The following is a 13354-nucleotide window of genomic DNA, read 5'->3' as shown; positions in this document are numbered from 1 at the left end:
CCAAAGGGGCAAAACATCGAGCTTTTAAATAAACTCCGTGACTTTATTTAAAAGCGAAACATGCTTAATAAAAAAATGGGATTTTCGAATCATATGTGTTCACGCTTTTACGACTCTACTAGGGGGAACTGCTTTTCCAGCAATTCGTATGGGGCTTGAATCTTACACACCTGAACATCTTACTTTACTACGCTTGTTAATTGCTTCATTCATACTTCTAGCCTTTTCCTTTATATACAAACTACAATTTCAACACATCTCTAAATATCAAGTACTCACTTATTAAAATTCAATCAGGATTTTATAAAAAACACTTTATAAGGTGTTGTCTAAAAAGGGAATTATTTCACTCTGTCGAATATAAAAATACATCCTCTTTATAAAGGAGCTTAAAATATTGAATGTCCAGTTAAAGGTTGTTACGAGAGAAAATTGGGAAGACGCATTAAAGTTACAAGTTAAAGAAAGTCAAACAAAATTTGTCCCGGCTGTAGCAGTTTCGCTTGCTAAAGTATATATAAAGCCAGATGGTGAGAATGTAGAGTATAGACCATTTGCTATATATGATGGCGATCTTATAGTTGGTTTTATTATGCATGCTTTTGTAAGAGAAACATCAAATATGTATTGGATAAACGGATTTATCATTGATCAAAAGCAGCAAGGAAATGGCTATGGTAAAGCAGCATTACAGGAAATTATTAATTTAATAAAAAATAGATTTAAAGAGTGCAAAGAAATTAGATTAACTGTACATAAAGATAATATTTTTGCAAAGAAACTATATGAACGTAACGGTTTTCAACCATTAGAACAAGATTATGATGGCGAGCAAGTATATCGTTTATTGGTTTAACATTTATAAAGTAAAGGCTCGAAATAAAAGGCATTCTTGCAGTCATAAATATAATTCCTGCGTATGAAACACCTATGATTTATATTATCCTGCTTTTAAATGAAAATTTTTTAGAAATTATAGATTGAATGACTCTAGGAGGAATACCCAATGAAAAGTAAATTCCATCATATTGTACGAGCTGTCATAATAAAAGATGAAAAATTACTAGTTGCTGAATATATTGGCCATCATTATTTCTTACCTGGTGGCCACGTTGAAACTGGCGAATCAGCAGAAAATGCATTAATAAGAGAGCTACGAGAAGAAATTGGAGTAAACTGTAGTATAAAACAATTTTTAGGCGTCATAGAAAATCAATGGCAAGATCGAGAAGTTCTTCACCATGAAATCAATCATATTTTTGAGATAGATTCACAAGAGTTACATATTGATTTCATACCAAAATCTAAAGAATCTCATTTAGCGTTTCACTGGATAGATTATAATCAAGAATCTTTAAATACTTATAAAATCATGCCAATGCCTTCAGTTAAAGAATTACTAGAAAGAAAATTAAGTGATGAACTACTAAATTGTTGGATTAGCAATTTTTAACTCACTCTATTGATAGTAAATTCGTCCATTGAAAGGATATAAAGAAAATAGGCTGCAAAACAAGGTACATCACCTAGTGTAAGTTCATATTTTGTTGATGTACGCATTTAGTCTATAGCCTTGTTTCTATATTAATTTTAATATTTGGACGGAATTTATATTGATAAATGGAGGGGTTCGTAATGAATCAGTTTCAACAAGAACTACAATCATTAAACCTTAATGATTATCAATCTGGTCATGTTGTGTATTGGGATCAACAACAACAAAATCAATATCCATATTATCACATTCAAGACGATGCACGTCGTTGCGGCGGCTGTGGACGCTGTGGAGGTTGTGGCGGCAGATGTGGTGGTTGTGCAGGTCGTTGCGGCGGCTGTTTCGGTTGCGCTGGCTGTTTCGGCTGTTTTAATTGCTGGAACTGGTGGATTATTTAAGCATAGAAAATCAATAATATTTCACATGAAGGAAAGGTGTAAATACTATTTTATACTTTTCTTTCATGCTGTAATTTTTTATTAGTATTAAGGGGGATTTATTTGTATACATACGAAAAATTGATTTCTTGGGTAGAGAATATAAAAGAAAAAAATCATAGTTCAGCTGCGGCGCTTTGTATTATAAAGGATAACAAAATTGTACTAGAGCATTATAGTGGATACCATTCAAATACATCCAATAGTAAAAAGGTGACAGCATATTCACAGTTCAACGTCGCTTCTGCGAGAAAAAGTTATTTAGGATTAATGGTAGCATATGCGCTTTATGAGGGGAAAATAGATTCAATTGATGATGAGGCGATAAAATATTTTAAAGACTTCGACGCTGTATTACTTGGTAAAACAACGATAAGACATTTAGTAACTCATTCGCACGGTTTGGAAGAAACTGATGATGGGACGATTTTTCGTGAATTTGAACCTGGACAAGCTTGGGCGTATAGAGATATTAATGTAAGAATGATGACGCGTCTTATGTATCAGCTTTATAACATAAGTTTTCCTGAATTGTTAAAAGAGCGTGTATTTACCCCTGCTAATTTCCAAGAAACAGGATGGAGAATACAGCAAAATGAAAATTTAGTTAAAGTAATTGATAATCCAAATGAAGACGCGATCAGTGAGGTTGGTACAGTAGATGACGGTACTGAAAAAAATCTGTTTGTTTCAGCTAGAGAATTTGCTTATTGGGGCAACCTTCATTTAAATCAAGGTATGATAAATGGTAAACAGATTGTTCCAAAAGAAGTTATAGAAATTGCTACGAGTTTGCAGAGTACGACGTATAAAAATAATGAGCTACCACAAAACGGTTTGTTTTGGTTCGTTCAAAATGAACCTGCACAATTAAGTGAACTTGGTGAACGTGTTCCAAAAGGAGCATATCAAATATTAGGAATTACTGGACCGACCATTTTAGTAATACCTGAATATAATGTAGTTGTTGCGAAAATGTACAATAAAAGATATAACTACGGCGGTGATAATTATTTATATTATTTACGTGAATTTAGCAATTTAGTCGCCGATACATTTAGTAGCGGTAATAGGGCATAATTACTCCTATAATAAAAAGGAGTGAACTTAAATGAACAAAAAAATAAACAAAAACAAAAAAGAAATTATAAAAGATACAAATACAGAACAAAATGCGATTTATAGTGATCCAAAAGATGCAGCTAATATGCAAACTGTACCGCAGCCGAAGGATTTTGATGAAATTGAATATTAATTTCTTATCCGACTATATGATGAATGAAAAATACGTCTTAAGTCCCATCACATTTAATTGATCATTTGGTAATATGTATACATAAGCATTTGAAAATGTCTTATCTTAACAAAGCTTTCTTTAAAGATATCTGATATAACCTGCGAAAAGGCACTTCTTTATGAAGTGTCTTTTTGTGTAAACTAACTTAATTTCCATTTTTCGTACAGTATCTTGCAATTTATCATGGATATACTAACTGTGAAAATTCATGTCATGATAAAAGAAGGGGACAGTACGTATGAAACAAACATCTGTAAATCCGTTACTAATTGTTCTAGGTACAATCATTGTTCAAATTGGCCTAGGAACAATTTATACATGGAGTTTATTTAATCAACCCCTTGTAAGTAAGTTTGGATGGAATCTCAATTCAGTCGCGATTACTTTTTCTATTACGAGTTTTTCTTTATCATTTTCAACTCTATTTGCAGGAAAGCTACAACAAAAATTTGGCCTTCGTAAACTTATCGCTACTGCAGGAATTGTTTTAGGACTCGGTTTAATACTTAGTTCACAAGTTTCCTCATTACCATTACTTTATTTATTGGCCGGTGTTGTCGTTGGATATGCTGATGGAACAGCATATATTACATCACTATCTAATTTAATTAAATGGTTTCCAAACCGTAAAGGGCTCATTTCTGGTATATCTGTTTCAGCATACGGAATGGGGAGCTTAATTTTTAGATATGTAAACGGTAATCTTATTGATAGTCTTGGTGTATCACAAGCATTTTTATATTGGGGTATTATTGTCTTACTTTTAGTATTAACTGGATCGTTCTTCTTACGTGAAGCAATTGTAAGTAACACAGTAACGGAAACATCACACAATGATTATACGCCGCGTGAAATGATGAGAACGAAACAAGTATATCTCTTGTTTTTCATGCTATTTACATCGTGTATGGGCGGGTTGTATTTAATCGGTATGGTAAAAGATATTGGAGTACAACTCGTTGGACTTAGTGCAGCAACCGCTGCTAACGCCGTTGCAATGATCGCAGTTTTTAATACGATTGGTAGAATCATTCTCGGAACATTATCAGATAAAATAGGTCGATTAAAAATTGTCTCTGCAACGTTTGTTGTTATTGGATTGTCCGTTTTCACTTTAAGTTTCATTCCACTAAATTACGGGATATATTTTGCTTGTGTAGCAAGCGTTGCCTTTTGCTTTGGTGGTAATATCACTATATTCCCAGCCATCGTCGGGGATTTCTTCGGATTAAAAAACCATAGTACAAACTACGGGATTGTTTACCAAGGTTTCGGTTTTGGTGCACTTGCAGGATCGTTCATTGGAGCACTACTTGGAGGATTTCAACCAACGTTTATTACAATCGGTGTTCTATCTGTTATCTCTTTCGTTATCTCTATATTAATCCGTCCTCCAAATGCAGAAAAGAAGAAAGAAATAAAATCGTTACATCGAAAAACAGCTTAATTTGAAAAAGAGTCCTTATGATAGGGCTCTTTTTCATTACAACGCCGTTAATGTAAAGAAAGGACAATACAATTTGAAACGAGTTAATGGTAGAATGAGATGAAGACAGAAAATTCCTTTTATTAAAAATAGAGGAGGTAAGTATGAAAAAAGTCAATGTTACATACGCGCTTTTATATGATAAAACTAACGAAAAGATCTTAATGGTAAAAAATAAAGGGAAGCATGGCTCTTATTACACATTACCAGGTGGCGCAGTTAAATATGGAGAAACGTTAGAAGAGGCAGTAATTCGGGAAGTGAGAGAAGAAACAGGGCTACATATATCTGTACATGGGATTTGTTCCATCAGCGAAGCTTTTTTCGAAGAGAGAGACCATCATGCAATTTTCTTTAATTTTTTAGGCGAAATAATCGGCGGGGAGACATATATATCAAGGCCGAAAGAAATCGAAGAGATTTCTTGGATGGAATTACATATAGCAGCGCCGCATTTACGTATATCAGCACATTTACTAAATATGTTACAAAAGAAAGAAACAGTACCTTACTTTTTTAACGGAACAATCATTCATCAATCTTCATAAAGATATCATTTCATTATATGTCTAGCCTCATTCCAAATGAATTTCAAACGGTTATTAACTTGGATAGAAAAAAGATTTTACAAGGTGTAGATCGATCAAGTTTATTAGCAAGTGAATGGGCAAATAACAACGTCAACTTAGAAATCATCAACGAATCCACTATTAAAATTTCTTCTAACGCTACTCAAATCGGTAAAATATCTGAGACACAAAAAATAAATACTATTCGTGGCGAAAAACAATTAAATATATCTTTCGATGGACGATTTATGGTCGATGCTTTAAAAGCAATAAAAGAAGATATAGTTACTTTAAGCTTTGGTGGTTCTATGAGGCCGATATTAATTGAAGCAGGAGAGCAACCTGCAGCAGTACATCTTATATTGCCAGTAAGAGCTTATCAGGAACAAAGGAATGTATCACATTATGTACAAGCACACTATGTTTTATTAAAAAAATGAAGAAATACTTATGCTAAATAGAGAATATGACATTGTAAAAGGATTATGGAACGAGGGAGGAGGAAAATAAAAAAGAGACGAATATTAGAGTGTTAGAAGTATAACTAAAGAGGAAATATAATAAGAGGATGAGTATTATGAAAAGAATAATCGCTTTACTCTTAGGTATAGTTTTAATTATTTTTGCTTTATATCAATACAATAAAAAAGAAAATTCAGCTCAAAATGATAAGTTGTATGTAGAAGACTTTAAAGGGAATAATGATTCAAAGAAAATTCAATCTGCTATTAATAAGGCTGAGTCTAGTGAAATTAAAACAGTATTGCTCGATGATAAAAAATATAAAATCACGTCACCGATCATTGTTAAAAAAGGTGTTAAATTATTATTTGGTTATGGAACGCAATTTGTTGTAGAGGGAAACTTTAGGGTTTTGGAACTAGAAAAAAATGCTTCTATTGAAGGAGCTTATATAGCTATTGATGATCCTAAGTTCAATTCTGAAGTTATCTATTTAGACGGTAAAAATAAGTATTATAACACTTGGAACAAAACACAAATAAAAGATATAAATATTATTAATTGGACTGAAACGAATAAAGGTATAGGAATTTCTTTGTACTCTGGTGGACAAGAAAATGAAATCTCATTTATTAACTTCGAAAACATTAAAGTAGCAGGAATGGAAACAGGGCTAAAATTAGTAGCAAAAAAACCAAGTGCTGGACATGCTTGGATAAACGCAAACCGTTTTATGAACTTTTCTTTAGAGGACTGTGTAAATATGATTTATATGGATAGTCAAGTAACTACCCCTAATGAGATTAGTGGGAATCAATTTACAAACCTTCAAATACAGCCTTCCAATAAAACAAAAAGTATTATAAGGGTAAGTGGACAGCATAATGAGTTTCATGGAATGGTGTGGGATTTAAATAAAATAAAGCACGAAAACGAACTCATTGAACTGACTGATAAGAGTGCGAATACAATCATTGATATCACCTCTGTGCCGACAAGTAGAGTTTTAGATAGTGGGAAAGCAAATACAGTGAAATAAGCTTAAATACAAAAAAGGGCGAATTCCTTAAAAGAAGGTTCGCTCTTTTTATATTTATAATTAAATTTCTCTCCACCAAGCTGATGAAGGATAGTCTGAAGATTTTAACGTAATAGATTCACCAATTTGCGGCGTTGCGATTTTAACTCCTAAACGTCTGGCTTCTTTCGTAACACGTTCTACCGGATCACTCCATTCATGTAATGCCAATGTAAAAGCACCCCAATGAATAGGAACAAGTAAATCTCCTTTAACGTCTATATGTGCCTTAACAGTTTCTTCCGGTAACATGTGAATAGCAGACCATCTCGTATCGTATTGCCCACATTCCATTAAAGTAAGATCGAATGGACCGTATTTATCGCCAATTTCCTTAAAGTGAGGAGCGTATCCACTATCGCCACTAAAGAAGACTTTAGTTTCTTGTCCAAGGACAACCCATGAACACCATAACGAACAATCTCTATCTGTCATACTACGTCCTGAGAAATGCCTTGCAGGTGTACAAACTAATTTAATATTATCAAACGAAATTTCATCCCACCAATTATGTTCACTAATTTTATTAGGTGAGACACCCCATTTAATTAGATAACGTGCAACTCCAGTTGGAACATAAAAGTGCTTTGCACGATCTTTTAACTCCATGATACTTTTATAATTTAAATGGTCATAGTGATTATGAGAAATGATAATCGCATCAATTTCTTGAAGGTCTTCACGTTCTAAAGAAAACGCACCACTATAACGTTTACTATTAAAGACAGGAAATGGGGAAGAGGCATCTCCAAGCATCGGATCTAATAACAGTTTTTTACCTTCTATTTTTAAAAGAGCAGCAGAGTGCCCAAACCATGTCACACTCTCTAAAGATTCATTATCTGTATTCGATAAAACAATAGGTAAATTCTTTAAAGGACGCAGCTTAGATTTTATTTTAAAGTAATCAGCCATTAAACCTATAATATCTTTCGGTTTAAAACTCATATCAGTATGGATTTGATTTTCATATTTCTTTTTCATTATTTCTCCTTTTTACGTTTAACAATCTACGTATGTAGTTATTGTGGTTATTTGTAGTGTAAACTATATCATTTTACCTTTCATCTTTAATGCATTACATTTCATAATTCCATCAAATTTATTATTCGTATATATAAAATGAAGTTTATTCAGCAGCAGATAAAACCAATATAAAGTAAATGTAAATTGTTTTAATTTAGTAAATTTCTTTTTATATGCAACAAAGAACGTATGTTTTGTTATATGTTATAGAAGAAAATATGTCTCTAATTAACAAAAGGAAGAAGAGGATGCCAGTGCAAATACAGGGAAAAAAGAATTCAAAATGTAAACTATCAAAATCTGAAATCATTCATCTGTATGCAGAAGGGAAGAGCACCTCAGAAATCGCCATACTTGCTAATGTGTCTGCTAGGTATATACGTATGGTTTTAACAGAAAATAACGTTCCAAGACGCGCTATAGGGAGTTGGAAGAGAAAGTATGACATAAAAGAAGATTATTTTAAAACGTGGTCAAACAACATGGCTTATATATTAGGGTTTATAGCAGCTGACGGCGTTATACAAAAAGAAAACCAATGTGTCAGTATATCACAAAAAGAAAGTGACATTTTAGAAGATATAAAAAAAGAACTAAACACAAATCAGCCACTTTACCAAAACAACAAAACAGGCGTATATATGCTAAACATTAATAGTAAAACAATAAAAGATGATCTTATGAACATACACGGAATTATGCCATGTAAATCATTTAACATTGAATTTCCTTTTGTACCAGAAGAATATCTACATCATTTTGTTCGTGGGTATTTTGATGGGGATGGTCATGTAAACTCTCATAAGTATTTTGTTAGCTTTGTTGGAGGATCATATAATTTTATGAATTCTTTTAAAAGTATCCTTAAGAATAATAAATTCCAATCAAGTTTTGTCGACAAAGAAAAACAATATCGTATATACCTAAGTGGTAAAAAGAATGTTAATAAGTTCTCGGAGTGGATTTATAAAGATAAAGGGTTGTATTTAAAGCGTAAATACATTATTTTTCAAAAAAAGAATAATTGTATAGGTTAATATGTAAGAATTAGAAAAATACTTGCTTAGTATACATCAATACAAACAAGCCACCAGCAAGTTCAGCCACAAAAGTTAACGGATTAATTCAAGACAAATTATTAATCGAAGCAATTGTTGCAACAAACTAATGTATAAAACCTGCTAATGATTAACCTTAAAGCAACTTGTTTTTATTTAAAACAAGTTGCTTTTTGTTGTTTAAATAAAAAACATTTATAAGTACAAATGAATTATAAATATCAAAGCAATCGAATGGCATTGATTTAATAACAAAGAACTAATTCACGTACAAACAAAGAAAAAGAAAAGGGAAGCATACAAAAACCTACAACTAATATATAATAAGTTTATTACTTTTATTTAGTTGACATAATATATATTATAGGCAGTTACAGAAACAAAGTGATTTCACGTATCAAAAACCAAGTAAACTATACTTAATGAGACGAAACAGAGATTTCCAATGAGATTCATATAAAATCTTATCTAAATGAATTTATACCGTTTTTATCGTTTATTTGCTATAAATTAATCACAGCAAATTTTAATTGGTTATAAATTATCATTTACCGAATCAAAAATAATTTAGAGCGGCAAGAAAATTTTCATGCGAAATAATTTTTTCTATAGAAAATATACATTATAAATTTCATTTTATGTTTTACTTTATAGATTTATTGCTAATTACACACTTTTTACAGTTTTATATTTTTGTTGTTATTTCTTTTATTTACGCTTGACTTTTATTGTACTCGTCTTTCTATATATTAGTTAACATAACGCTTATTTTTAATATAAAAAAATCCTCCTAAACTTCAGGAAGATTTTTTAGCTTGCTAGTAATTCATTTTAGTTTTTTTAGTAACAGTCCCAATTGTAAATAACATTGGAAAAATCTAGGTTCAACAAATCTTCCTTACGTATAAAGAAATTAGCAACACCAGAATCTCCCCACATAATATTTAATGAATTGTCTGTATCGATTTGCAGCAATAATATATCATGTTGTTGGTATTTTTCTTCCCATTCCCTTGGATCTGTCTGTGTGAAAAATGGATAACCTCCAATTTTATGCCCTTGATCTTCACATAAATCATCATACAGTTCGCCTAATTCTGTATTGTTTTCTTTATCAACAGTTTCTTCCCAATCAATGTTATCGTTAAAAATCTTTTCAAATCGATAATCTCTTGATGTTACTGGTTGATAATCCAATTCAAAATTTAGTTTTGCTGCTTCGGGTATGATAAAGTCCTCTAATTCTAAAGTGTTTAAATAACTAAAATCAGTAATAACCGTAGTTAAATCTTCTGTAATTGTAGAATGATAAATAATTCGAAAGTCTTTTTGGCTTGTTGGATGATCAAAATCTGCTCCAAAAAGCTCATCATCAGCACTTACGAAAAACTGTAACATTCCGTGTTGAGGCATAAATTCAATATGCGGCATTTCTTCAAAGTTTAACTGCGCAAGAAGCATCATAGGTTGTCCTGTTGAGTCTTTAGGATGTTCTTGATTGGTAGGTAAATACGGATATCCACCAAACTTACTTTCAAAAAGAGTTGTCTCTGCTTGTGTTCCAGACACTTTAATATACGGTTTTACACTTTCTTCTAAATTACTACGATACTGTTCTAGTTCTTTCGGAATTTGAAGTTGATACGTATTCTTCACCACATTTGCCTCCCTATAATAATAAGTTGAAAATGCCTTACTTAATTATATAGTAAGAGCTAGCTTAATTGAAAAGTGTTAAAAATCCGTTTTCACCCTCGTTTTTTGCGCACTTGGCGGACAAATTAAATTATGTTCTGAAACCTTTTTATTAATAGTTTGAATTAAATACGCTGCTTCTGTTGTATTTGTTGTTTCTTTTAGACTTTCTTTTAAAACATCAATTTCCTTTGAAAGTTCTATCCATTTAGGCAAAACATGATTATTTTTCAAAGTTCTATACAGTTGCTTGTCAGGATTGTATGAAAGATCTTTATCAAGATTAAGAGGTTTCCCTTTACCAGGTAAATTATCAAAAGCTCCTTTCTTCTCTGCTTGTTTAACGATAGAACTAATATGATCCTCATACGTATAGGACCAAACTTTCTCATCTTTCACTAAAATTTCTTGTTTTTTTAATTTTTTATCTAGTTCTTCTTGATTCATAGATTCAATCCTCCTTCTATTTTACAGCGTTGTTTTTGTATGTTTTAATGCTCTTAATCCATCAAACAACTTTTCGCGCCACCAAACACTGTCATGACCACCTTGAAACTCTTCATAAGTAATTTGGTATCCCTTTCCTTTTAAAGTTTCATACAGGCGTCTATTAGCCGTTAAAAGAGGTTCATTTTCAAGTTCTCCTGCTGCTATATAAAATTTAAGATGATATGCGTTTAAATTATTAAATAGAATCTGATACTCAGTCCAAGGAATTTCTTTTTCAAAACCATCCTTTTTCCAGTGTACGGATCCAGACATTGACAACACATTCCCGAAAATATGTGGATTTTGAAGCGCTGCATAAAAAGCTGCTAAGCCACCAAGACTGAAACCAGCAATGATTGTATGCCTCTCTTCTTGATATACGTGATACTTAGTTTGAATCCACGGAAGTAATTCCTCCGTTAAAAATGTATTCATTTTATCGTTATAAGTTAGCTCTTCTAGCCGATCAACATGATCTATAGCAACAACAATACAAGACGGGATTTCTTTTTCGTTAATTAAATAATTGAGTGTGCTTGCGATTGAAAGGTCATTAATGAATGAATTTCCATCAAATACAATGAGAAGTTCTTGAAGATGTGAAGTGTGAGAATAATCATGAGGCGTATAAATATGAATTTTACGTGTGTTATCTAGAATCGAACTATGAAAAGAATATGTTTCAATTTTTCCAGATGGATAATGATTTGAAGGAAAACGACTGCTATACTGCACTTCCATACCTATGTTTAACACAGACGCTTTATGGGCACCTTCTCCAAATGTATTTCCATTAAATCGGTCTAGTTGGTACTGTTCACTACGCTTTATCCAATCATTTTCGAAAAAATCGTTTACTGTAAAATAGTAAGTTGAAATAAAACTCTTATCCGTCCTAAACGTTTGATACCAAATATCCGTCTGTAACAACCGTTGTAATTGATTTACAGACAGATCCCAACCAGGAAAACTACCGAATACATAAACGTTTTCGGTTTTTCGGTCACCTAACCATATATACGTTATAAGCTTATACTGATTATCTACAGGACATTGTTCTATTAGTGGGCATTATTTGAACTTATTTCATGCAAAAAAGTATAAAAAGCTTTCTCGTTTCCGTTTTTTAATTGTTTATTAAGTTCCTCTAACTTAGGACTAATTATTGAAGTCACTCCTCTTCCCCCTTTGTAGTATTCTATATGTAGTTCTTTCTTCTCATTAGAATTCCTATATAAAAATAGTCGAAAGTTATGTGTTTAGAGGAGTTATTTATTAGAAAAATTATCAATTGCTTGAATAGAAAGTTCCAACGATTTTATTCTTCTTTCTAAAAGCGTTCTTTGAGGACTCCCAGGCTTTGATTTATCATAAATCTTTTCAATTGATGGTAGCAAACCAATAAGAACATTTCGAGCTTCTACTAAATCTTCCTGAGTATAATGATGAGTTTCTTGATTCCAAACACTTTCTAACATAGCTAAGCCGATACTAGCTGCTTTGAGTCTTTTTTTCACTAAAGTAGTGTTTGAGCCTTTTTGAGTCATCTGTGATAAGGCCTTTTCAAGTTTACGGATTGTTGACTGTAAAGATTTTATTGATTCTACTTTATCTACATTTGATACGTTTTCCATATTAATCCTGTCCCTTCTTCATTTCTGAATTTTTTTCCTTGATATTTGATAATACCATTAAGAAGCGGATTTTACTCAAAATATTTAAGTTGGGCATTAATTTAAAGGAAAACAGCTACCAAACCTCTCCTTCCTTACATCATTCTATATGTAATTCTTTTTTCTCATTAGAATTCCTATATAAACAAGTTGTTAATAGTGTATATTTTATGAACGAAAAAACGCACAAGTAATGTAACCTGTACGTCTCCACTTTTATTCAGTAAGGTAATAAAGTAACAGTTTCCGGACCTTCTCATAATTCATGAAATCTCTATACAAAATGGGATACTTCACAATTTCTGTTTCTAGAAAACGATATTGCGGAAACCATTCAAAAAACGATTTTCGCAGCCACTTTATTTATTGAACCGTAATATTCTCTTCGTTTTCATTTAGTACAGAACTTAAAGTTCCTGCTGTATGCATCCAATAATAATTAAAATCAGCGTTTATACAGTCATCTTCGGTAAATTTACTGTTTAAGTCTCGCTGTAATTTTCCTGTAGCACGATAAGGAAACGGTTTATGTAGTGGACTATGCATTTTCTGCAATTCATTAAAAATAACCTTTTTTCCTAATATCAAC

Annotated in this window: 13 protein-coding genes and 4 pseudogenes; 11 read left to right on the top strand and 6 right to left on the bottom strand. The window is 31.9% G+C overall.

The features are described 5' to 3' along the window. Nucleotides 1-67: 67 nt before the first annotated feature. The 10 genes and pseudogenes from COC96_RS07115 to COC96_RS07070 form a co-directional block, all read left to right on the top strand. Nucleotides 68-247 (top strand): annotated as a pseudogene (locus tag COC96_RS07115) (EamA family transporter); the annotation flags it as partial. 150 nt (nt 248-397) lie between these two features. Beyond that, nucleotides 398-856, top strand: coding sequence for a GNAT family N-acetyltransferase (locus COC96_RS07110; RefSeq protein WP_098266573.1), 459 nt, complete (start codon nt 398-400; stop codon nt 854-856). 150 nt (nt 857-1006) lie between these two features. Further along, on the top strand, nt 1007-1453 hold the full coding sequence (locus tag COC96_RS07105; protein WP_098266572.1) for an NUDIX domain-containing protein: 447 nt from the start codon (nt 1007-1009) through the stop codon (nt 1451-1453). Nucleotides 1454-1635: 182 nt separating this feature from the next. Continuing rightward, a complete protein-coding gene (locus COC96_RS07100; RefSeq protein WP_141536126.1) occupies nt 1636-1893 on the top strand; it encodes a heterocycloanthracin/sonorensin family bacteriocin in 258 nt (85 codons plus the stop codon). A gap of 102 nt (nt 1894-1995) precedes the next feature. After that, nucleotides 1996-3012, top strand: a complete 1017-nt coding sequence (locus COC96_RS07095) for a serine hydrolase domain-containing protein (protein ID WP_098768576.1) — start codon at nt 1996-1998, stop codon at nt 3010-3012. A 31-nt stretch (nt 3013-3043) separates the two neighbouring features. Further along, nucleotides 3044-3187 (top strand): hypothetical protein, encoded by a 144-nt coding sequence (locus COC96_RS27480; protein WP_097903603.1) that lies wholly within the window; start codon nt 3044-3046, stop codon nt 3185-3187. A gap of 280 nt (nt 3188-3467) precedes the next feature. Beyond that, nucleotides 3468-4676 carry an L-lactate MFS transporter gene (locus COC96_RS07085; RefSeq protein ID WP_098768575.1) on the top strand — a complete coding sequence of 403 codons (1209 nt, stop codon included), beginning with the start codon at nt 3468-3470 and terminating at the stop codon, nt 4674-4676. 143 nt (nt 4677-4819) lie between these two features. Beyond that, nucleotides 4820-5263, top strand: a complete 444-nt coding sequence (locus COC96_RS07080) for an NUDIX hydrolase (RefSeq protein WP_098768574.1) — start codon at nt 4820-4822, stop codon at nt 5261-5263. 20 nt (nt 5264-5283) lie between these two features. Next, nucleotides 5284-5664 (top strand): annotated as a pseudogene (locus tag COC96_RS07075) (DNA polymerase III subunit beta); the annotation flags it as partial. A 197-nt stretch (nt 5665-5861) separates the two neighbouring features. Further along, nucleotides 5862-6785, top strand: coding sequence for a hypothetical protein (locus COC96_RS07070; RefSeq protein WP_098266567.1), 924 nt, complete (start codon nt 5862-5864; stop codon nt 6783-6785). Nucleotides 6786-6845: 60 nt separating this feature from the next. On the opposite strand, the gene COC96_RS07065 is transcribed toward COC96_RS07070, so the two are convergent. Then, complete coding sequence (locus COC96_RS07065) at nt 6846-7808, bottom strand: MBL fold metallo-hydrolase (RefSeq protein WP_098266566.1); 963 nt, start codon at nt 7806-7808, stop codon at nt 6846-6848. 296 nt (nt 7809-8104) lie between these two features. Here COC96_RS07065 and COC96_RS07060 point away from each other — a divergent pair, with 296 nt between their 5' ends. Next, nucleotides 8105-8887 carry an LAGLIDADG family homing endonuclease gene (locus COC96_RS07060; protein ID WP_098768598.1) on the top strand — a complete coding sequence of 261 codons (783 nt, stop codon included), beginning with the start codon at nt 8105-8107 and terminating at the stop codon, nt 8885-8887. Nucleotides 8888-9748: 861 nt separating this feature from the next. On the opposite strand, the gene COC96_RS07055 is transcribed toward COC96_RS07060, so the two are convergent. The 5 genes and pseudogenes from COC96_RS07055 to COC96_RS07040 form a co-directional block, all read right to left on the bottom strand. Beyond that, nucleotides 9749-10564, bottom strand: coding sequence for a YwqG family protein (locus tag COC96_RS07055; RefSeq protein WP_098768573.1), 816 nt, complete (start codon nt 10562-10564; stop codon nt 9749-9751). Between the two features lie 78 nt (nt 10565-10642). Continuing rightward, entirely contained in the window at nt 10643-11050 is a 408-nt protein-coding gene (locus COC96_RS27950; RefSeq protein WP_142339964.1) for a J-domain-containing protein, read from the bottom strand. Nucleotides 11051-11071: 21 nt separating this feature from the next. Further along, nucleotides 11072-12267 (bottom strand): annotated as a pseudogene (locus COC96_RS27945) (alpha/beta hydrolase-fold protein). Nucleotides 12268-12360: 93 nt separating this feature from the next. Next, nucleotides 12361-12726, bottom strand: coding sequence for a hypothetical protein (locus tag COC96_RS07045; RefSeq protein ID WP_098266561.1), 366 nt, complete (start codon nt 12724-12726; stop codon nt 12361-12363). Between the two features lie 255 nt (nt 12727-12981). Next, a pseudogene (locus COC96_RS07040) lies at nt 12982-13353 on the bottom strand (YxiJ-like family protein). Nucleotide 13354 lies beyond the last annotated feature (1 nt).

The sequence above is a fragment of the Bacillus cereus genome, assembly GCF_002577405.1.
In the GTDB taxonomy this organism is placed as follows: Bacteria; Bacillota; Bacilli; order Bacillales; family Bacillaceae_G; genus Bacillus_A; species Bacillus_A cereus_AU.
The sequence above is the reverse complement of the archived record's forward strand: the minus strand, read 5'-3'. Positions and strand labels throughout refer to the sequence as shown.